This is a genomic window from Enterococcus sp. BWR-S5 (genome assembly GCF_016745255.1).
GTDB lineage: Bacteria > Bacillota > Bacilli > Lactobacillales > Enterococcaceae > Enterococcus_L.
In genome coordinates, this window is sequence record NZ_JADOEQ010000018.1 from 39,972 (window position 1) to 59,889 (window position 19,918).

Below are 19,918 nucleotides of genomic sequence, written 5' to 3' on the forward strand. Positions count from 1 at the left end.
TCTCCCTCTAGTTATCAAGTAAACGGCAATTCAATTGTTTGCTCATCTTTTCCCACAGTCAGGATTACGCTATTTCCTGAAATAACAGCTTCCGGTAAATCCTCTACCTCTTTTGTCCTCTTCTGACCATCACCTAGAAAAGCTGTACAAATCATTGTTTCTCCTTTAGAAATATCCTGACTTAGGTAGGGAAACACGACATTGTTATACAGCACATTTACATTAGCCAAACGAGCTGAAATCCCTGTGCGCCCTTGACCGATCAGATTCACCACGCCGGAAACGCCAATTGCTGAATCTAAGAAACAATGTGCTTCTGTTTGCTGGACTTGTATGGTTTCCGCGCCATCGTAGGGAACTGAAAAACCACCATCACGAACATTTAACTCTCGTTGACTGTTAATCTTATGAATCCGAAAATGCCATTGACCAAAGGGAATAATACATGATTGAATTAGGACATCTTTCCACGGCTTCCAAGATACAGCAACATATGCGTTTTCTGTCCGGTAGTTTTCAAATGTCGTTCGGACACGATAAAAATTATCTCGTTCGGAAACTGCGAGCACATTGTCAAAGCCCCCCTTTTCATAACCAACAAGTCCTTTAGATACATTGAAGCCAAACAATGTAGAATAAACGAATTTTCCATACTTAGCTTCTCCATGTGTATGCAGCTCGACGAATTGACCAACGGGAAAAGCCTGAACCTCTTTACCATCAGAACTTTTTCGCAACAGCATTCTTGCTTCTTTAATTAGGGTATGATCCGCTGATGCTGTAGAATCCGAAATAGTCGCTTTCAATGACCAGATTGGGTCCTCTTCCGGCAGCGCCAAAACCAGAAAGGCCTTCAACGCCCAATAAGGCGAACCAGGTGCATTGTATTCCTCAGACATCACCAAATCATCATAACAATACCCCACTCGAAGTAGTCCCTCAGAAGAAAAAATATCCTGAGACAGCCAGAAAGCTAGATTTTTACTCAACAGTGCTTTTGATTTTTTTGGATCAAAGCCTTCTACTTTAGCAAACAGCATCGCTGACCAAAATGAGCTTTGAGCAAAGCGATAAGTCAGACTTCTTCCAAAAGGAATGCCTCGCCCTTCATCATCAAACCAATGCTGAAAGGTCTCCGCAAATTCTGCAGCCCGTTTTTTCAGCTGTAAACTGCGCTGTGGATCTTCTTCTGCAAATAGAACAGCATACAAGAGCGAATAATAATGAATCGCAAAAGATATATAGTAATCAATTTGAACCTTAACACCGTCATAATACCAACCGTTTCCCAAATAAAAGGTTTCAATCTTGGCAAAATCCTTTTCAATTTGAGCGAAGGTATCCATTCCATAATTTTTGTACAGGCAAACATTGACTAAGATTCTAAAAAATAACCAGTTGTTTTGAGCCGTATCAAAGGCATTTATTTGATTCATCCAAGCAATTATTTGCTTATGTTCTTTCTCTGATACTGTCGATTCCACTTTTTCTTTATTCATAATTAAGAAAACTGCGAGTGGAGCCATTTCCACCATCAGCTGATCCACATGACCAATCTTCCCCCAGTAATCCGGTGATGCCGGATTAACGCCCTCACAGATTCCATTCATCAGCTTAGTAAAGGTAGCATCTATTGGTCTTTGGCTATAGAAGGGGCCGTAGCCCCATAATAGTCGTAGAAATCCTTCTGCCTCACGAGTTTTTTTGCTATATATCGCTCCTGCAGAACCAATATTCAGCAATCCCGGATGCTCCGGGTCTAGTGCCTCGATTGCGGGCTGAACAATTTTCTGAAAAGCACCTCTAAATTCTTCTTTTGTTTCCATGACTGAGTAACTAACTGATTTCATCTTTTCCCCCTCAATTATCTTCCTTCAGCACGTCCTTCGTACGCTTGTTCAATGCGTCGATTCCATTTTTCACTGAGCTATCTTCAACCATAATCAAATCATATTCTTCATTAATAATTGAATTAATTTCTGCCGTTTTTGGATCTGGCAGCATTTCCCAACCATTTTTATCTGGATTCAGCGCCCGCTTGCTTTCTTCATCCTGAGGCATTCCCTCAAGCTCATATAGTACATTCATAACTTCTTCTGATTGGTACGCCGGTGTCATACCAATTCCTGCAACTGCTTTTGCTCCTTGTTCGCCAGAACAGAAGCTAACAAATTTTTTAGCCAAATCAGGATTTTTTGATCCTTTGTTCACAGCAAACCCTGAAGGTCCGCCGTAGGTGCTTACCTCGCCTTTTTCATTTTGCGGCATTGAGGTGATCCCCCACTCAACAGTTGTCCGGTTTTCCTTGGCAGCATTCAACAGCTTGCCTAGATAAAAGCTACCCATTGGCATCATGGCAGTTTTTTCCGTTTCAAATTGAGAGGCATAGGTCACACTGGCTGTTTTTATTGATGAATAGTCCATTGCATATCCTTCATCCTGCAAACGAATCCAGCGATCCAAATATTCTTTGGTGAAACTGTAGTCTCCATCCAATAAAGAACTATCCGTTTGATTAGCAGCCGTACACAGCAAAATTGGATACCACGTATGATGATATGTTCCATACACCTTTTCACCATCTTTTTCAGTTGTTAGCTGTTTCGCCAATGCTTCATATTCATCCCAAGTCAAATTTTCCGGATAAGCGATTTTCTTATCATCAAAGAGTGTCTTATTATAAAAGAGCATATAAATATCTTTTCTGAATGGTAATGCGTAGTATTTCCCATCAAGCTGATAGCCTTCAAGATTCCCTTTGAAGTTCTCCGACTCCTCAATATTCTCAGCATCCTTGGAAAGATCCAACAGCTGCCCTTTAGTTGCATAATTGACGTAACTACCGACCCCTTTGATTGCTAACACATCTGTCGAATCCCCCGCAGAGAGCATCGTAGTTACTTTGTCTTCATATTGATCCGCAGCAATATCTACAATTTTGATTTTCACCCCTTCATTTTCTTTTTCAAACGCTTCGACCATTGCTTTGAACTCCGGATTAGCATCATACGCCCAGGCGGCAACAGACAATTCGTTAGAAGCGGTTTTACTGCCTTCTTCTCCACCTTTGCCACAAGCGGTCATTCCTGATAAGACACCGATAAACAAGGTAGACAATACTGCGAGCTTCAGAAATTTTTTCATCTTAATAATCCCCTTTTCCATCAAAAAGCTGTTGAAAAACTCTTTGACTTTTACTTTTTTTACTTTACAATGTGATTATAATACGAATTAAAAGCGCTTTCTTTGCGTTTTTAAACATAAAAACATGCAAAAACAAACTTATAGAGGAGCTATATCAATGGAGTATCTAATTGAGCATTTTCATAAGAAAATTGATTGTTATTACAATGTTGATTCGCCTAAAATCAAGCTTCATCTTCATAATCATTTGGAGCTGTTTCTTTTCATTAGAGGAGAGGTTCGTTATTTTATTGATGGGAAAGCGATTGAACTGCAACCTGGCCATTTACTATTTATCAATAATAATCAAATCCACGGACCGAAGCTTTTATCAGATGCGGTGTATGAACGTATCTCCATACACTTTTCCAACAAATTTGCAGAAGTTCTATCTACGGAAAAAACTTCTCTTTTGAAAACCTTCAATGAACGAATCTCATTGATTCAGCTTTCAGAAAATCAACTACGTCATATGATAGGATTAATGAAAGAATTGACCAATGAATACAATGCTCCTTCTAGCTATGGGCACGATTTAGAAATGTCTTCCATGCTGATTCGAATTCTCCTCTATGCCAATCGCTGTGCGGCTAACAGTGAAGAGGCACTTTTGGATAGTCACTTACCAGAGTTAGTGAAAAACATGCTTATTTTTATTCAAGAAAATCTTGATTCTTCTGAATTATCCGTCGACATGTTGGCTCAAAAATTTTCTCATAACGGTATCTATCTAAATCGAATTTTCAAAAAAGAATTGAGCAGCAGTATTTATCACTATATCCTTTTAAGTCGAATTTCAGCTGCTAAAAAACATCTGGAAAACGGAAAAGATGTTTTGAATACTTGTTATCTTTCCGGCTTTAATGACTACTCCAATTTCATTCGCACCTTTAAAAAGATTACAAGTGTCACACCAAAACAGTATGCAAAGAGTTTCAAAGAGCATATTTAAAAGGGACTGTGCTATAAATGATCCAGAAAAAGTGCTTATACGAATAAAGAAAAAGCCTAGTAAGAAATTCTCACTAGACTCTGATTTCCTTTCTATTTTTTTGGAATCTACCAACACAATCTGCCTCTATTGACTGATACTCATAAGCAGAAAATTTTTCAACCTTCATATTCTCCTTATGATATAATTATGCCTTAAAGGAGTGTTGGTATGTTGTTAACGACAAATAAATATTTGTATGCACTATCAATTTTTATTAATATCATTGCATTTTTTCTGTTTTTCTTTGGTATCCCCAAACTATCACTTGGACTTCTTTTTGTTATGCTTCTGTTCTATAGTTCTCTATACTATGCAAGGCGAGGATTGGCAACCTTTTCTATTGTGTTGATGCTGCCACTCTCTGCATGCTTCCTTTTTTGGGCAGCTGTCTTTTATATTTTTAGAGATGCGCCTAACAACGAAGGGGATCTTTTAGCAGACATAGCTACCCTATTCCTGTTCTTCTATGGTATCGTTAATCCGATATTATCGACAGTGATTCTTAAGATAAAGAATAAAAGCTTACCAAAAACGAACCTTCTTTGAATTAGTTGGAGCACAGTAGGTTGACCTTACAATAAAAACAGTGTAGTTTTCACTAATATAGTATTAACCAAAAATAATAGAGGTAGAACCCATACGCACCAAGGGTTCTACCTCTATTTTCTTACTCCTCTTCTTCACTCATGAATGATAGTCAAAATCCACTTGATTTTTATTGAAATCAAGGAAAAAACGCAGCTTATGTGGTTCATAAGCTGCGTTATAGTGTCTCTACAAGTCTCATTTCACTTTGATTCTCGAGACACTCATAGGCCAACTGTGACGAGTGCTTGCACGAGAAAACAGAGCATTAATCCTAGAGCGCTTTTATGACGATGAGGTCTGTAAAAATCATCAAGCTATTCGCCGCCTAAGTTTTCAGACACCCCCTATTACCTCAGCTAAAAAAACTATTCCGTTTCATCCATAAATTGAATAAAAACCTCTTCAATCATATCCCATTCAGCATCAGTATCTATTTCCTGTAAGCTTCCTTTAGTACCATCTTTATTTTCAACATAACTATAAGCTTCTAATTCTATTTCGTCTTTAGGACTTTCTACGGGATGAACCAATATGTAATTTTTTCCAAACTCTTCATGCCTGTCAATAGTTAGTAAAATCTCGTATAATACCTCATTTCCTTTTATATCAATTAAAATAATTTCTTCATTTACTTCACGATACTGATTACTCTCCATTGATAAATCATCATCTTTCTCAGGTTTATTCTTTAGAGAATCAGCACTTGATAAATAGACTTCACTTGATGAACCATTCTTATCTTTAATTGAACAACCAACCAATAATAAAAAACTGAAAACAATTAAATTACCCATAAAAAATTTATTCATATACTTCTCCTTTAGATGAACTTAACTATATTTTACCTACAAATATAGTTAAAAACCACCCTATCAATGCCTAATACACTTCTACTGTAATTTTATTCATTAATAACCATAATCACATATAGTCATTTGTCCCAAGATTTTAAAGAAAAGAGTTGATACAACACTTTTTTTCTAAACCACTCGGATTATTATCATTCCAAGAAAATAATAAAAAAAAGCCAAGTCCTCACATATCAAGGACTTGGCTTCAATACCTTTATTTCTCTTCTTCTTCAGTCATGAACGTATTGAAGACTTCTTCGATCATATCCCACTCAGCATCTGTTTCAATCTGCTGAAGCTCGCCTTCTGTTCCTTCTTCGTTTTCGATGTAAGCATATGCTTGCAGCTCAACATCTTCATCTTCAGGTACGCCAGCTGGGTAAAGAAGTACATAGTTTTTGCCGAATTCTTCTTGACCATCAACAGTCAATAGAATTTCATAAAGCGTTTCATTCCCTTGTTCGTCTACTAAAGTAATATGTTCATGTCCTTCATGATTATGTTCTGTCATTGTTACTCTCCTTTTAGTCGTTGTAAAAAGTTGCCAAGTTATTGTCAACTTTCTCTTTTTGGGTGGTCCGATGTCCAGTTCCCTAGCATTCTTGGTAAAAGGGAAATGGCTCTCCTTTTAGTCGTTGTAGAAAGTTGCCAAGTTATTGTCAACTTTCTCTTTTTTTGGTGGTCCGATAGCTATTTCCCTAGATATTCCTTCAAAAGAGAAATAGTTCTCCTTTTAGTCGTTGTAGAAAGTTGCCAAGTTATTGTCAACTTTCTCTTTTTTTGGTGGTCCGATAACTATTTCTCTAGATGTTCCTTCAAAAGAGAAATAGTTCTCCTTTTAGTCGCTTTAGAAAGTTTCCAAGTCATTGTCAACTTTCTCTTAATAATATTTTTTCTTTTTCTGTACTAACCAATTGCTTATCTTTATCCTGCTCCTAAGCTGTTTTTATCATAAATACTCAAAAACAGCAAAAATAACAGATTTTTTATCGGTACTTCAAGCAGTTCTTTTCCGCCTACTTGTTGCTGACACTGTCTAAGTAATTTTGTAAAATCATGACCGCAGCCACTTTATCAATTACTTTTTTCCGCTTAGCACGAGAGGCATTTGCCTGTTCTACGAGCATTCGCTCAGCTTGAACAGTTGTCAGTCGTTCATCCTGATAAACAACCGGCAGTTGAAACAGCTCCTCTATTTGTTTACCATAAGCCATTGAAGCTTCCGCTCTTGGACCAATAGAATTATTCATATTTTTTGGCAATCCGACAACGACCTTGGACACTTCATATTCCTTTAGTAGTTCTCCCAGACGGTCAAAACCAAATTCCTGCTTCTCTTCGTTGATACGGATAATCTCTATACCTTGAGCCGTCCAACCTAGAAGATCGCTGACAGCTACACCAACTGTCTTAGAGCCGACATCCAATCCTATGGTTCTCATCGAAGATTAATACCATAACTTGTCAGATAATGCTTTACAAGCTCTTCCATAATTTCATCACGCTCATGACGGCGAATCAAGTTCCGCGCATCTTGATAGCGAGGAATGTAGGCCGGGTCTCCTGAAAGTAAATAGCCCACAATTTGGTTGATCGGGTTATACCCTTTCTCCTCTAATGCTCGATATACGGTAGCTAGAGTCTCACTTACTTCCTTCTTGCGACTTTCATCAAAGTCAAATCGTACTGTTTCATCTGTAAAACCCATTTATCTACACCTCTTTTCTTTCTATTCATACACTTTCATTCTACTAGAAAGTGCCTGAAACTACAAATAAAAATTCAGAAACCTATAACTAATTTAAACAATTTCACATAAAAAATGCCTCATCCAATCAAGACAAGACATTCTGTGTCGAAATAAACCGAAAATTTTCAATTAAAAAACAAGGAATAATCAAATAGAACGGTTATTGCTCTTTCATTACTTTTACCATTAATGCCTTTTGTGCATGCAGACGGTTTTCAGCTTCCTGATAAATAACAGAATGCTCGCCATCAATGACTGAACTGGTCACTTCTTCTTCTCGGTGAGCCGGTAAACAGTGCAAAAAGATATAATCATCCTGTGCATGCTCTACTAAAGTATCATTCACTTGATACCCATGAAAAGCAGCTTCTCGTTCTTTCTGCTCGGCTTCATTTCCCATGCTTGCCCAGACATCTGTCACAACGATATCAGCCTCTGTTACCGCCTCAATAGGCTCCTCTGTTATAACAATTTTGCTTCCTGTTTTCTCTGCAATTTCTTCTGCCAGCTGGACAAACTCAACCTTCGGCTCATAACCGGCCGGTGAAGCAATTGTAACGTCCATACCAACGATACTACCGCCAATCAAAAAGGAATGCGCCATATTATTACCGTCGCCTATATATGCCAGCTTAAGCCCTTCTAAGGTATTTTTATGTTCATAAATCGTCATAAAATCTGCTAAAATTTGGCAAGGATGATGATTGTCAGTTAGACCGTTAATAATCGGAATGGAGGCCTCCTCTGCCAGTTCATGAACCATCTCATCAGAATATGTCCGAATCATGATACCGTCAACATAAGAAGACATGACATTCGCTGTATCCTTGATTGGCTCTCCTCTGCCCATCTGAGTATTTTTACTATCCAAGACAATCGCCTGTCCACCCAATTGAATAATACCAGCTTCAAATGACACGCGCGTTCGAGTGCTGTTTTTTTCAAAAATCATTGCCAAAATCTTTCCGGATAATGCTGTGTTATAAGCCTTAGGATTCTGCTTCATCGCAATCCCTAAGTGAATAATTTCGTGAAAATCTTCTTTTGTCAATTCCGTTAAATTTAAAATACTTTTTCCTAAAAGTGTGTCAGACATCTGCTAACTCCTCCAATACTTGACATATTTTCTCTATTCCTTCTGATAATTCAGTTTCGTTCATTGTCAACGGCGGCAGCAGACGTAAAACGGACGAACCTGCCTTCAATACGATAACGCCATTTTCCTCCAGCTTATCGATCGCTGCACCTACAAGCTGACTTTCTGATAGCTCAATGCCAATCATCAAGCCAGTACCTCGTATGTCAACGACAATCGGAAGCTCAGAAAGGTTGTCTTTCAGCTGACTAAGAGCAGCTGCGCCCTTCTTCGCTGTCTCATTTAAAAAATCCCGCTGTCGAATGAGCTCGGTTACTTTTCCAGCTACAGCCATCCCCAGCTTATTTCCGCCAAAGGTTGATCCGTGACTCCCAGGCTGAAAGGCACCAGCATATTTGCTTTTACCAAGCATTGCACCGACAGGGAATCCATTGCCCAACCCTTTTGCCAAAGTAATAATATCCGGTTCAATACCATAAGCCTCTGACGCATAAAATGTCCCAGTTCTTCCGATTCCTGTTTGAACTTCATCTACAATTACCAACGTGCCATTGCTCTCACACAGTGCAACGAGTTCCTGAATCCAATCTTTATCAGCTGGAATCACTCCACCTTCACCTTGAACCAACTCAAGCATTACTGCTGCTGTATTTCCATCCAGCTCTCGCTTCAGCTCATCTAAAGAATTATAAGGAACATAAACAAATTCCGGCAGCAAAGGATAAAAACCCTCGTGAATCGAAGCCTGCCCCGTTGCACTCATCGCACCAAAGGTTCTGCCGTGGAAGGATTGCTCAAACGTGATGATTTTGCTTTTCCCTGTTGTTTTGCGGGCGAGCTTGATAGCTGCCTCATTTGCTTCAGCCCCGCTATTGCAGAAGTAGGCTAAATAGTCTTGATCGCCAGCCAATTGCTTTGCCAGAGTTTCCTGAAGGCTATTCTCATACAGGTTTGGAGTATGCCAAATTTTGCTGGCTTGCTCTTCTAAAACCTGATTGAGCTGCGGATGATTATAGCCTAGATTCATCACACCAATTCCACTGGTAAAATCAAGATATTTTTTCCCATCAGAATCAATCAAATAATTCTGTTCTCCTGCAACAAATTCCACTGCTCTGCGGCTATAATTTGGAAATAGCTTTGTCATACCAGCACCTTCTTTCCCTGTATTACTGTACCTTTTTTCAAAATATCGTCTGTGATATGAATACCGTTTACACCGGCATGAATTGCCGCTTCTGCGCTTTTTACTTTTGGAATCATTCCACCGGTAACAACCTGCTCATCAATTAGAGCGTCAATCTCCGATAAAGAAACTTCTTCCAGATAACAGCTGTCCTTCATAATTCCGGCAACATCAGTTAAAAGATATAACGCCTCTGCTTTCAATGCCGAAGCCACGTGACAGGCAGTATCATCTGCATTGATATTCAGCCACTTTCCTGATTTAGTCATTCCAAGCGGGGCAATGATTGGGATATACCCTTTCTCAAGTAAATCAATCAGCAAATCTGTACGAACCTCGGTAACCTGTCCGACATGTCCCAATGTCTGCTTATCCAAATAATCACCCACTATGATGCCATTACTTGAAGCATTCAGTCCTACTGCTGAAAGATTCTGTTGCTGAAAACGTGAGGTAATCAATGGTTGCACCTGACCAATCAAGACCATTTGCGTAATTTTCAATACCTCCGAGGTTGTCACACGCAAGCCAGCTTTATGACAGACAGGTACATTCAAACGGCTCATCATCTCAGAAATATAATGACCACCGCCATGAATAATGATGATTTTTTTTCCTTCAGTTCTCCATTCATGAATTTTTTTAAAAAACGACTCTGTCAAACAATCGCCTGCTGCTCCGCCTATTTTTATAACAATCAGTTCCTCCAATTGAATAACACCTCTCTGTCTTAAGTATGGTATAACGCATTAATTTCCACGTATTTGTAAGTTAGGTCACAGCCCCAGGCAGTTCCTTTTCCGGTTCCCTCTTGTAAATCTACAGTAATAACAATTTTATCCTGTACGAGGATTTCTCTCATCTTCATTTCTTCAAAGCTCTGCGGCTGACTATTCAATAGAACCGGCAAACCACCAATCGAAATATTAACCTTTTCAGGATTGATGGACGGGTCTGCGTAACCAATCGCACAAATGATTCTGCCCCAATTAGGATCAGCACCAAACATAGCCGTTTTCACTAAGGAAGAGCCAACAATTTTTTTGGCAATCATTCTGGCAGTCAGTTGATCCTTTCCGTGAATGACATTGGCTTCAATCAGCTTGGTGGCGCCTTCGCCGTCTTGAGCAATCATTTTTGCCAGTTCTTCCATCACTACGCTGAGCATCATTGTAAATTCGTCGTAGTCTGCTGTTTCTTTTTGAAGGACTGAATGACCCGCAGCGCCGTTGGCAAGAAGCAGAACCATGTCATTTGTCGAAGTATCACCGTCTACAGTTATTTGATTGAAGGTTCTATCGGTCACCTTCTTTAAGGCTTCTTGGAGTAAAGACTTTTCAATCACTGCATCTGTCGTGATAAAAGCCAGCATGGTTGCCATATTGGGATGAATCATCCCAGAACCTTTAGCAACGCCCGCCATCGTTACCTTCGTTCCTCCAATTGTTCCCTCAACGACGATTTCCTTGGTCCGAGTGTCAGTGGTCAAAATAGCTTCATGAAAGCTTTGAGGCGTCCCCTCCGTTTTATATAGTCCAAGAATTCCTTTCTTGATTTTGCCCATTGGCAGCTCTTGACCAATGACTCCTGTTGACGCTACGGCTACGGCATCCGTTGGAATACTTAGCTTTTCGGCTGCTAAACGTTGCATTTCCTGTGCATGAAGAATTCCGTTTTTTCCTGTACAGGCATTAGCATTTCCCGAATTAACAACTATTGCCTGTATAGTATCGGAAGCAAGTGCTCCCTTTGTTACTTGAATTGGTGCAGCCTGAACTGCATTAGTCGTGAATACTCCCGCCGCTTGTGCAGGATACTTTGAATAAATCCATCCGATATCTTTTCGTTTACGCTTTAATCCGCTGTGAAAGCCGTCCGCGTAAAATCCTGCTGGTGCTGCAATTGTCCCGTTGATTATTTTCATACATTCTTTCTCCCTATGGATAGATTGGTACCTGTAACAGCCCTTCGCTTTCAGAAAACCCACTAAAAAGATTCAAATTCTGAATTGCTTGACCTGCGGCACCCTTCCCTAAATTGTCAATCACTGTAACAAGTGTAACTATGTCTGTCTGCTCATTAACAGAGAGACCAATGTCGCAAAAGTTCGTTCCGATAATCTGCTTCAAGACAGGATAACTATTCTTTTCATGCACACGGACGAACGGTTTCTTTTCATAATGTGTTTGATAAAGATGGATAAGCTCTTCTGTCTTCAGCTTATTCTTAAGTCTTCCATACGATGTCATAAAAATTCCCCTCGTTACCGGAATCAATGATGTCGTAAATTGGATACCTTTGAGCTTCGGTGCCCAGCATTGAAATTGCTGAACGATTTCCGGAATGTGCTGGTGCTCATTCATTTTGTAGACACTCATATTGTCATTTGCCTCAGTAAAATGACTAGCTTGAGACAATGCTTTCCCCGCTCCGGACAGACCTGATTTTCCATCAATAATAATCGAGTTTAGATCAATCAGCTCTTCTTGAAGCAGTGGAGCAAAGCTGAGCTCTGCCGCAGTTGCATAACAACCAGGATTCGCGATAAAAGGTTTAGAAACATCCTGCCTGTACTCTGCTAACCCATACTCAAAGGAGTCAATCAGAGGGTAATGCTTCGCTTCTTTTTTGTACCATTGCTCATAAGCCCCTTTTTCCCTCAGACGAAAGTCTCCTGATAAATCAATTACCGGAAAACCGCTTTTTACAAATGGAACAGCGACATCTTTGGATACTCCTGAGGGCAATGCCAGAAAGACCAAATCGCTTTGTGCCATAATCTTCTCTACGTCTATCGGCTCCAACGATAGTGACAGCAAGCCCTTGAGATACGGATACACACTATCTATCGGCTGCTTTTCTGTCTGGCTGTGTATAGAAACAATTTCAACTGATGGATGATTATATAAGTAGCGAATCAACTCTAATCCGCTATAGCCAGTCGCTCCAATAATAGAAACCTTCATCAATTTTCACCTCTTCATTTTCTTTTCATAAAAAAGAAACGTTTTTCACATTATAGTTTCATAATCAGATGAAGTCAACGGTTTTTTATTAATTTATGAGCAAAAATAGAAAAAATATGCATTATACTCGAAAAAAAATGAATATTATCAACTGATAATCGTTTTTTTATGCATAAAAAAAGAAGAGCAGTCATTTTCAATTCGAAAACGCTCCACTCTTTTTTTTACTAGCCGACTGATTTTTTTCAAGATTAAAAGAAATAATACTGTCCTACTATTAAGAGAACCAAAATAATGATTCCCGGCAGGTAGTTCGATACTCTGATTTTTGTCAAGCCCACGATATTCAGCCCAATAGCCAAAATCATCAACCCGCCAATCCCACTGATTCCAGCCATCAGTAAATCCAGCAATGCCTCAGGAACATAGCCCATCAGCAGACTGGCTCCTACAGCTATCAAGCCTTGGTATAGAAGAACCGGTATAGAAGAAAAGAGCACCCCAACACCTAGTGTGGCAGTGAGCATAATAGCCATAAAACCATCCATTACCGATTTAGTCAGCAGTGTTTGATGATTCCCGGAGACACCACTTTCAATTGCACCAATAATCGCCATTGATCCAACAAGAAATATCAGCGTAGCAGTCACAAAACCTTCTGCGAAATTACTTCCTGATTTTGCAAAACGTTTCTCAAGATACAAGCCAAACTGATTCATCCGATCTTCTATTTTAGCAAATTCACCAATCATCGCGCCTAAGCATAAGCTAATCAACACGAGAATAAACGAATCCGCTTTAAACGACATCTGGATTCCCAATGCAATGACACCTAAGCCAATCCCTTTTGTAACGGTATCCTTTGTTTCTTCACTCAAATTTCGTAAAACAGCTCCTGCTAAGCTCCCGACGACAATAGCTGCAGCATTTACGATTGACCCTAATAAAATCATACTTTTCCCTCAGAGACTGAACACGCTCAATGCTTAGGTGTTTATAATGCTGTCAAAGCGCATTCCTATAGCTCACCTGTAAAACAATAGCTGCCCTCAGTTCCTTTACCTCCATGATTGATTCATTATAAAAGAGTGAAACGAGTCTTTGTTACGACGCACGTCTCACTCTCAGTTTTCTTATTATAGCATGTTATTTTCAAATAGCTCCAAAATAATTTCAGAAATGACTGCAATTTGTTGAAAAGCTATTGTATCTTCCAAAATTTTCAGAGTCTTCGTTGCAGGACTGGAAATCATGCAAGAAAACGCTCATAGGCTGCTTGGTCATACACCTTATCAATTTCACCGATAAATTCTGTTGGCTCACTCGGACGGACAAAACCATTTTTGAACTGGAACAGACCATCTTCATTACTCAATGCGAAGACGCCGCCGAAATCATAGCCTTCTCGTCCTTCAGCCAACGCCCACTTAATCCCTTCCCAATTAACCAAATAAGGAGCCATCAACACTTGATTCTCATGGGTACTTCCTGCATACATATACCAGACTTTTTTACCGGACAAAAAGCATAAGCCTCCCGCATCCGGTACGCCACTAATTGAGACAATGATGATTTTCATACGGCCAGTTGCTAAGAATGTATCTGCCAACCGTTGGAAATACGCCCAAGGTCGATAAGAAATCCCATGTCGTTCGCTGGTTGTTACATACAGCTTATAAAAAACTTCCAGGTCTTCTTGGTTGGAGGATAGCTTACTTTCCAAGCCATTCTTCTCTGCATAGCGAATGCGGTACCTTGTTTTTCCATAGAAGCCAGCTAAAACCTCTTCCTCAGTTTTATCCTTTAAGTTCACAACCATGTTATATCTTGGTTGAATGGTTCCTTTGCCGCTAAGCTCCCTGTTTCGTACCACAAAACCAGTATCCTCCAACTGCTGGTTTAAGCTTTCTGTATACTCATATTCAGGGTCCATTCTCAGCAAAAAAACGTCTCTTTTTTTCAACTCTTCCTCTGCTTCTTGAACTAATCGCTGAATATAGTCAATAGACGGCTCTTTCATTACGGGCCCTTTGCTTGCGTAGGCAAACCTTTTATCGCCTACATTTTTAATCATCAGAATCGACATCGCAGCAACAATTGTCTCGTTCTCTTCCAAGTACACATACAACGGTTCCCAGTTATCTTTGACACGGCTCCAGCCTGTTTCTTGAGTGATTGATCCATAATTGGCGTTTCGAATAAATTGATTGTATTCTTTCATTCGTTTTTTATCTTCACTATTAATAATTGGCATTTGTATCCACTCCTCTGTTATCCAGAGATTACGATACACGTGCATGCTTAAATCTACCTTAAAGGCGTTGCTGCTGTATTTATGAGATAAAGAAAGCCAGCTTATATGCAGGTATACAAAAAGCCCCTGACATGGAATCGTCAGGAAGCTCATATTTTTCTTCAGATTGATTGTTAACAGCTCCGACAGCTATATTGAAAAAAGCTCAGTCGCAGCTTCCGGATCGGTATCATAGACGTTAAAAGTGTGCCCAACACCCAGACCATATTCGGTCAGGATTGACTCCATCGCCATCTGAGCCAGCTCTTTCATATTGTTCTCTTTACTCAAATGTCCAAGATAGATACGCTTGGTATTCGGCCCAATAACATCAGCCATAACCAGTGCGCCATCATCATTGGAAAGATGACCTTGATCTCCAAGAATGCGCTGTTTCAAGCTCCAAGGATACGCTCCAGCTCGAAGCATGCCCAAATCATGGTTGCTTTCAATCAAATACGCATCTGCATCACGAACAATTCCGCGGACATGGTCGCTGCAGTATCCAGTATCAGTCAAAATAACAAATGATTTATTGTCTTTATGGAAACGATAAAATTGAGGCGCTGCTGCATCGTGAGATACACCAAAACTTTCTACATCTACGTCTCCCATCGTAAGCACTTTACCCATTTCAAAAATATGCTTCTGTTCAAGGGCAACATTCCCAATCATAGGGTCCATCGCCTGCCATGTTTTTTCATTGGCATAAACATCCAGCTTATATTTCCGAGCTAAGACACCAACACCATGGATATGGTCTCGATGCTCATGTGTTACGAGAACTGCATCCAATTCCTCCGGCTTACGTCCTACCTCCGCCAATAACGACGTGATTTTTTTTCCGCTTAACCCGGCATCTACCAGTATCTTCTTCTCTTTTGTTTCTATAAAAAGGGAATTGCCGGTACTGCCGCTGGCAAGCACACTGACATTAAATGTGTTTTCCTGATCCATCTCTACGCTTCCCTTCATTTCTATTCCTTACAGCACCCTATTATACAATCATCAGCCGTGATTTTCCACCCTGGTAACTGTATTATTTGTAATTATCGTATTGCTCATTGCATTAACCTGCTCAATTTGCAACGTCTTTTCATTGGAGGATATCCCGATGAACCAAACCGGAACATACACGTTTTTCTCCCTAATCTGATAGATACAGCTGTAGGCCAGCTTTGAGAAAGTAATCGTTGAATTACTTGGAATTTTACTATTGATGTAAAGCGTTTCTACTGCCTCACGCTCTGTATATAAAGTAGATTTTTCTCTTAATTTTTCAAGGTTCTCAACATGGTATTGCGTATAGTTGACAATCTTAAAAAGCTCATCCGTTTCATGCTTTTCTAAGGACAATGAAATCTCCGCACTGTCATCCCTGAAAGCAATTCCTTCATAAACCTGAGAAACTGTGACTTCAGGAAAATCACCTGTCAGGTTAGAAAATTGAGGAAGATACGCATATTCGTTTCCATACAAAACATTTTCGGGATTCGCCAAGAATTCAGATAATGTTGTCTCTACATTTTTTGGATCAATGTAGTAGTTCGAAGATGGATAACGGATCATTCCATTCTCAATAATATCTGTATTGTAACGAAAAAGATTATTATCCCCTTGGTCGATTCGTTTTTGTTGGATAACTTCATAGAAATTGGATTTTTCACCGCTGAGGTAATAACCCTCTATTTGATTCGTAGAAAACGTCCCTTTATGCTCAATATTTTCTTTTTCTAGGCGTTTTTCCAAGCTTTCTGTCCGATCAGAGTACGAAACGTTACTTTCATCTTGCAGCCCTTCACGATAAATACTGAATAGAAAAATATTGACACCTAAAAACACTAAAAAGAAAATCCACTCGATTCGTTTAAAATCCATTACTGCACCTCCCAGTTCGCAAGTTTTTCCAGCAACTCACGTTCCGGATACCACTGGTCACGGTAATAAATATACCACTCAGGAGTCAAATCTACTACCTGCTTGGTTTCTTCCAACCTTTGCCATGTGTAGCCAATAATAATCGATTTGATTTCTGTATCATCTGCACCATATGCTGCCAGTGTAGCCAATAAATCGGTTGAATCCTTTAAGACCACCTCTTCCTCCGAAGGAATCGGTACCTGAATCGTATCAACGCTCGCATCAATCGCTATTTTCGGATGTTCTGAATTACGTCCGGTTACAGAGACCTTTACTTGCCCACGATTACTTTCACTGAACACAGGAAATCCTTCAACAAACGTTCGGTAATTGACTGTTCCATCCGAAGAGTCGAAGTAGCGTAAATTCCCAATATTCGCGCCCATCTTCTTCACATAACTGAAGCTGTCTGAATAAATATTTTGTTCATCAGAATCATTTCTTAAACTTCCGCTAAAATGAACCGTTCCCAGCTCATTAACAGTCAGCTTTTCAGAGCCTTTCGTATAAGAAATATCAGCACTGTCTTCATTGGTTTGGATATTCTCTGTATCGCTAAAGAAAGCATTCCTAAACAATGTAATTGGTTGAGAAGCCAATATATAACTATATTTTTTCAGCTTCAGACCAGTCACCATATAATAGGACTTATCTGCAAGCTCGGATTGTTCAGCGACATCGAAGTAGGTCAACCCTTCTTTTTTAAGTAACGGTTCAACCACCGAGCGTTCAAGAGAGATGCTTGTTTCATAGACAATTTTGTTGGCAAAATCAAAGAAAAACAGCTTCTTCTCAGAATAGTCAACTTGCAATCGATTAAAATAGGCCTGATCCATTGAAACATCCGTTTCACCCAACTTAATGCCGTATGTCTTTAAATACTCTGAAAGTAGGAAACGCCCCTCATACATCAGCTCAAATCCTGAGCGTTCTGTATAATAACGATTGAAAGCTTCTACATCTCCATTAACAACAACAGAAAGCGAGCCGAACTCACTTTCACTAATTTGCTTTTGTACAGAGCTGATTAGGCTCTCGCTGGCGGTCAGGCTCATACCTGTTTCCTCCATTCGAATCAGACGAATTGGGGCAAAGGTTTCCTGACTGGTCCGCTCCTTAATAGTCGTAGTGACTTTGGTCTCACCTTGATTGAGTGTTTCTTTATTAGAGGGGCTGACCCAGATTGACCAAGAGAAATACAGACTGAGGAGAATCATTGCGATTAACCCCGGTCGAATCAATTTTTCTAAAAACGTCATTCCCACCATACCTCCTCATACGGCTCGTAAGGCAGCGAAATATAGAATGTTGAGCCTTGGCCTTCCTTGCTTTCAACCCAGATTGAACCATTGTGAGCCTTAATTACCTCTCTGGAAATTGCCAACCCCAAACCTGTTCCGCCTTGTTCTCGAGCTCTCGCCTTATCTACCCGATAAAAGCGTTCGAATACCTTATTGATATCCTTTTTCGGTATTCCCAGTCCATTGTCACTGATACTGAAAACAACATTGCTGTGGGTTTCCAGCAAACGACAAATAATTTCCCCACCATCAGGCGAGTATTTAATCGCATTATTCATGATATTATCTAAAACCTGAATAATTTTATCCGGGTCCAGCTCTACCCAAAGATCCCGCTTAGTAAATTCACGGCGGATGGTAAACTTCTTATCATTACTCTCAACCATCATATCAAATCGGTCTAAAACGAAATTAATCAGCTCATTAAAGTTGACGTATTCCAATTGCAGTTCAGAATTCCCTGAGTCCATTCGTGACAGATTCAATAGGTCATTAATCATCCGAATCATTCGATCCGTTTCCTCTAGGGTGACTCTAAGAAAATCAGGGGCAACCTCCGGATTCTGCCAAGCCCCCTCATTTAATGCTTCAATGTAGCTTCTCATACTCGTTAGCGGCGTACGCAGCTCATGAGAAACGTTGGATACGAACTCACGACGCTCACGTTCATTTTTTTCCTGCTCTGTTACATCATGGAGAACACAAACCAGACCGGTAATAAAACCAGATTCACGACGAATCATGGCAAAATCCACTTTTAGAATCATTTGATCCGCTTCTTCGATGGATTGTGATCGGTCAATAAGAAGCTCGTCAGGTTCTTCCAACAGCTTTCTGAGCGTATAGTCCTGGTCGATATCCAACAGCTCAAGCAACGACATTCCAATCGCCTCTTCCGCCTTCACATTGAGAAGCGTAGTGGCCATTTCATTAATCGTAATGACCTTCCCTCGACGATCGGCAGCGACAACGCCATCAGTCATGTGGGTCAGTACGCTGTCCAAACGGTTACGTTCCGATTCCATCGTTTCCTGGGCTTCTTCGACTCGTTCACTCAGCTGATTAAAGGTTTCCGCCAGCTGTCCCAGTTCATCTTTTCCGTATACTTTTACCTTCCCACTATAATCTCCACGTGCAATTCTCAGCGCCTGCTCCTTCATTTCACCAATCGGCTGTGTAATTGAACGGGAAATCAACAGCGTCACGATAACCGAAATAATACCGGCAATCAATGAGGCTGTGAAAAATATCCGCGCAATATTTGTTACTTCTTCATATTTACTTTCGATGTTGCTTTTAACAAAAACAGCGCCAATGACTGCATCACCAGTCGGGGAATAGATTGGCTGTATGTTGATATATACTCGTTTACCACTTTCTACAGCCGCATATTTATTGCTGGTCAAATTGTTTAAATCCGCATATTCATTTTTCTTCCCTACGACTCCCTGCAAGTTCAAATCACTGGTTGCCCGAACAATTCCTTTATCATCAATCACACGGACTTCCAAAAACTCACTATTGGAATAGCTGCTTAACAAACGTTTCAAGTCCGAATCAATTTCTGTTCGCTCCTTGTCTTCGCTGCTTAACGGACTGCTCAAAACGTTCACCAGCTGGGTCACCTGACGATCAACATTATTTTTATAGTCAGTAATCGTTGTTGTCTCCAGCTCGCGGATAAAATAGCCGCCTATGATCTGAATTGCGATCACAAGCAGCAATATAAATGAAATAGCAATCTTAAAATTGACAGACTGAAAAAAGTTAACCTTTTTTCTCATAGTTCA

Annotated in this window: 19 protein-coding genes; 2 read left to right on the forward strand and 17 right to left on the reverse strand. The window is 40.0% G+C overall.

Annotated elements, in window-relative coordinates; translation table 11 throughout:
* Nucleotides 1–14 precede the first annotated feature (14 nt).
* On the reverse strand, nucleotides 15–1,850 hold the full coding sequence (locus IW510_RS17870; RefSeq protein WP_202061931.1) for a DUF2264 domain-containing protein: 1,836 nt from the start codon (nucleotides 1,848–1,850) through the stop codon (nucleotides 15–17).
* Nucleotides 1,851–1,860: 10 nt separating this feature from the next.
* Complete coding sequence (locus IW510_RS17875; RefSeq protein WP_202061933.1) at nucleotides 1,861–3,144, reverse strand: ABC transporter substrate-binding protein; 1,284 nt, start codon at nucleotides 3,142–3,144, stop codon at nucleotides 1,861–1,863.
* Nucleotides 3,145–3,301: 157 nt separating this feature from the next.
* On the opposite strand from IW510_RS17875, the gene IW510_RS17880 reads away from it, so the two are divergent.
* Nucleotides 3,302–4,135, forward strand: a complete 834-nt coding sequence (locus tag IW510_RS17880; RefSeq protein ID WP_202061935.1) for an AraC family transcriptional regulator — start codon at nucleotides 3,302–3,304, stop codon at nucleotides 4,133–4,135.
* A gap of 210 nt (nucleotides 4,136–4,345) precedes the next feature.
* Entirely contained in the window at nucleotides 4,346–4,723 is a 378-nt protein-coding gene (locus IW510_RS17885; protein ID WP_202061937.1) for a hypothetical protein, read from the forward strand.
* 407 nt (nucleotides 4,724–5,130) lie between these two features.
* Here IW510_RS17885 and IW510_RS17890 read toward each other — a convergent pair whose 3' ends face one another.
* The 15 genes from IW510_RS17890 to walK all read right to left on the reverse strand — a co-directional run bounded on the left by IW510_RS17890 (nucleotide 5,131) and on the right by walK (nucleotide 19,912).
* Entirely contained in the window at nucleotides 5,131–5,421 is a 291-nt protein-coding gene (locus IW510_RS17890) for a DUF1292 domain-containing protein (RefSeq protein WP_202062018.1), read from the reverse strand.
* 409 nt (nucleotides 5,422–5,830) lie between these two features.
* Complete coding sequence (locus IW510_RS17895; protein WP_202061939.1) at nucleotides 5,831–6,127, reverse strand: DUF1292 domain-containing protein; 297 nt, start codon at nucleotides 6,125–6,127, stop codon at nucleotides 5,831–5,833.
* Between the two features lie 505 nt (nucleotides 6,128–6,632).
* Complete coding sequence (ruvX, locus tag IW510_RS17900) at nucleotides 6,633–7,058, reverse strand: Holliday junction resolvase RuvX (RefSeq protein ID WP_202061941.1); 426 nt, start codon at nucleotides 7,056–7,058, stop codon at nucleotides 6,633–6,635.
* Nucleotides 7,055–7,324, reverse strand: coding sequence for an IreB family regulatory phosphoprotein (locus IW510_RS17905; protein ID WP_086347317.1), 270 nt, complete (start codon nucleotides 7,322–7,324; stop codon nucleotides 7,055–7,057). Before IW510_RS17905 ends, ruvX begins: the two co-directional genes overlap by 4 nt.
* A 202-nt stretch (nucleotides 7,325–7,526) precedes the next feature.
* On the reverse strand, nucleotides 7,527–8,462 hold the full coding sequence (gene argF, locus IW510_RS17910) for an ornithine carbamoyltransferase (protein WP_202061943.1): 936 nt from the start codon (nucleotides 8,460–8,462) through the stop codon (nucleotides 7,527–7,529).
* Nucleotides 8,455–9,609 carry an acetylornithine transaminase gene (locus tag IW510_RS17915; protein WP_202061945.1) on the reverse strand — a complete coding sequence of 385 codons (1,155 nt, stop codon included), beginning with the start codon at nucleotides 9,607–9,609 and terminating at the stop codon, nucleotides 8,455–8,457. Before IW510_RS17915 ends, argF begins: the two co-directional genes overlap by 8 nt.
* Nucleotides 9,606–10,358 (reverse strand): acetylglutamate kinase, encoded by a 753-nt coding sequence (gene argB, locus IW510_RS17920; protein WP_202061946.1) that lies wholly within the window; start codon nucleotides 10,356–10,358, stop codon nucleotides 9,606–9,608. The genes IW510_RS17915 and argB overlap by 4 nt, the downstream gene beginning before the upstream one ends.
* Nucleotides 10,359–10,378: 20 nt before the next feature.
* Nucleotides 10,379–11,572 carry a bifunctional glutamate N-acetyltransferase/amino-acid acetyltransferase ArgJ gene (gene argJ, locus IW510_RS17925; RefSeq protein WP_202061947.1) on the reverse strand — a complete coding sequence of 398 codons (1,194 nt, stop codon included), beginning with the start codon at nucleotides 11,570–11,572 and terminating at the stop codon, nucleotides 10,379–10,381.
* 13 nt (nucleotides 11,573–11,585) lie between these two features.
* Nucleotides 11,586–12,614: an N-acetyl-gamma-glutamyl-phosphate reductase gene (gene argC / locus IW510_RS17930; RefSeq protein WP_202061948.1), complete on the reverse strand. Its 1,029-nt coding sequence runs from the start codon at nucleotides 12,612–12,614 to the stop codon at nucleotides 11,586–11,588.
* Nucleotides 12,615–12,865: 251 nt separating this feature from the next.
* Nucleotides 12,866–13,567, reverse strand: coding sequence for a DUF554 domain-containing protein (locus IW510_RS17935; protein WP_202061949.1), 702 nt, complete (start codon nucleotides 13,565–13,567; stop codon nucleotides 12,866–12,868).
* 296 nt (nucleotides 13,568–13,863) lie between these two features.
* Entirely contained in the window at nucleotides 13,864–14,868 is a 1,005-nt protein-coding gene (locus tag IW510_RS17940; RefSeq protein WP_202061950.1) for a lipid II:glycine glycyltransferase FemX, read from the reverse strand.
* A 189-nt stretch (nucleotides 14,869–15,057) separates the two neighbouring features.
* Nucleotides 15,058–15,864 (reverse strand): MBL fold metallo-hydrolase, encoded by an 807-nt coding sequence (locus tag IW510_RS17945; RefSeq protein WP_202062019.1) that lies wholly within the window; start codon nucleotides 15,862–15,864, stop codon nucleotides 15,058–15,060.
* Between the two features lie 51 nt (nucleotides 15,865–15,915).
* Nucleotides 15,916–16,785, reverse strand: a complete 870-nt coding sequence (locus IW510_RS17950) for a two-component system regulatory protein YycI (RefSeq protein ID WP_202061951.1) — start codon at nucleotides 16,783–16,785, stop codon at nucleotides 15,916–15,918.
* Nucleotides 16,785–18,086 (reverse strand): YycH family regulatory protein, encoded by a 1,302-nt coding sequence (locus IW510_RS17955; RefSeq protein ID WP_202061952.1) that lies wholly within the window; start codon nucleotides 18,084–18,086, stop codon nucleotides 16,785–16,787. Before IW510_RS17955 ends, IW510_RS17950 begins: the two co-directional genes overlap by 1 nt.
* Nucleotides 18,083–19,912: a cell wall metabolism sensor histidine kinase WalK gene (gene walK, locus IW510_RS17960; protein ID WP_202061954.1), complete on the reverse strand. Its 1,830-nt coding sequence runs from the start codon at nucleotides 19,910–19,912 to the stop codon at nucleotides 18,083–18,085. Before walK ends, IW510_RS17955 begins: the two co-directional genes overlap by 4 nt.
* Between the last annotated feature and the right edge of the window lie 6 nt (nucleotides 19,913–19,918).

Excerpts from the sequence above, each read along its gene's own strand:
- IW510_RS17870 (WP_202061931.1), bottom strand. The coding sequence starts at position 1,850 with ATGAAATCAGTTAGTTACTCAGTCATGGAAACAAAAGAAGAATTTAGA.
- IW510_RS17875 (WP_202061933.1), bottom strand. The coding sequence starts at position 3,144 with ATGAAAAAATTTCTGAAGCTCGCAGTATTGTCTACCTTGTTTATCGGT.
- IW510_RS17880 (WP_202061935.1), top strand. The coding sequence starts at position 3,302 with ATGGAGTATCTAATTGAGCATTTTCATAAGAAAATTGATTGTTATTAC.
- IW510_RS17885 (WP_202061937.1), top strand. The coding sequence starts at position 4,346 with ATGTTGTTAACGACAAATAAATATTTGTATGCACTATCAATTTTTATT.
- IW510_RS17890 (WP_202062018.1), bottom strand. The coding sequence starts at position 5,421 with ATGGAGAGTAATCAGTATCGTGAAGTAAATGAAGAAATTATTTTAATT.
- IW510_RS17895 (WP_202061939.1), bottom strand. The coding sequence starts at position 6,127 with ATGACAGAACATAATCATGAAGGACATGAACATATTACTTTAGTAGAC.
- ruvX (WP_202061941.1), bottom strand. The coding sequence starts at position 7,058 with ATGAGAACCATAGGATTGGATGTCGGCTCTAAGACAGTTGGTGTAGCT.
- IW510_RS17905 (WP_086347317.1), bottom strand. The coding sequence starts at position 7,324 with ATGGGTTTTACAGATGAAACAGTACGATTTGACTTTGATGAAAGTCGC.
- argF (WP_202061943.1), bottom strand. The coding sequence starts at position 8,462 with ATGTCTGACACACTTTTAGGAAAAAGTATTTTAAATTTAACGGAATTG.
- IW510_RS17915 (WP_202061945.1), bottom strand. The coding sequence starts at position 9,609 with ATGACAAAGCTATTTCCAAATTATAGCCGCAGAGCAGTGGAATTTGTT.
- argJ (WP_202061947.1), bottom strand. The coding sequence starts at position 11,572 with ATGAAAATAATCAACGGGACAATTGCAGCACCAGCAGGATTTTACGCG.
- argC (WP_202061948.1), bottom strand. The coding sequence starts at position 12,614 with ATGAAGGTTTCTATTATTGGAGCGACTGGCTATAGCGGATTAGAGTTG.
- IW510_RS17935 (WP_202061949.1), bottom strand. The coding sequence starts at position 13,567 with ATGATTTTATTAGGGTCAATCGTAAATGCTGCAGCTATTGTCGTCGGG.
- IW510_RS17940 (WP_202061950.1), bottom strand. The coding sequence starts at position 14,868 with ATGCCAATTATTAATAGTGAAGATAAAAAACGAATGAAAGAATACAAT.
- IW510_RS17945 (WP_202062019.1), bottom strand. The coding sequence starts at position 15,864 with ATGGATCAGGAAAACACATTTAATGTCAGTGTGCTTGCCAGCGGCAGT.
- IW510_RS17950 (WP_202061951.1), bottom strand. The coding sequence starts at position 16,785 with ATGGATTTTAAACGAATCGAGTGGATTTTCTTTTTAGTGTTTTTAGGT.
- IW510_RS17955 (WP_202061952.1), bottom strand. The coding sequence starts at position 18,086 with ATGACGTTTTTAGAAAAATTGATTCGACCGGGGTTAATCGCAATGATT.
- walK (WP_202061954.1), bottom strand. The coding sequence starts at position 19,912 with ATGAGAAAAAAGGTTAACTTTTTTCAGTCTGTCAATTTTAAGATTGCT.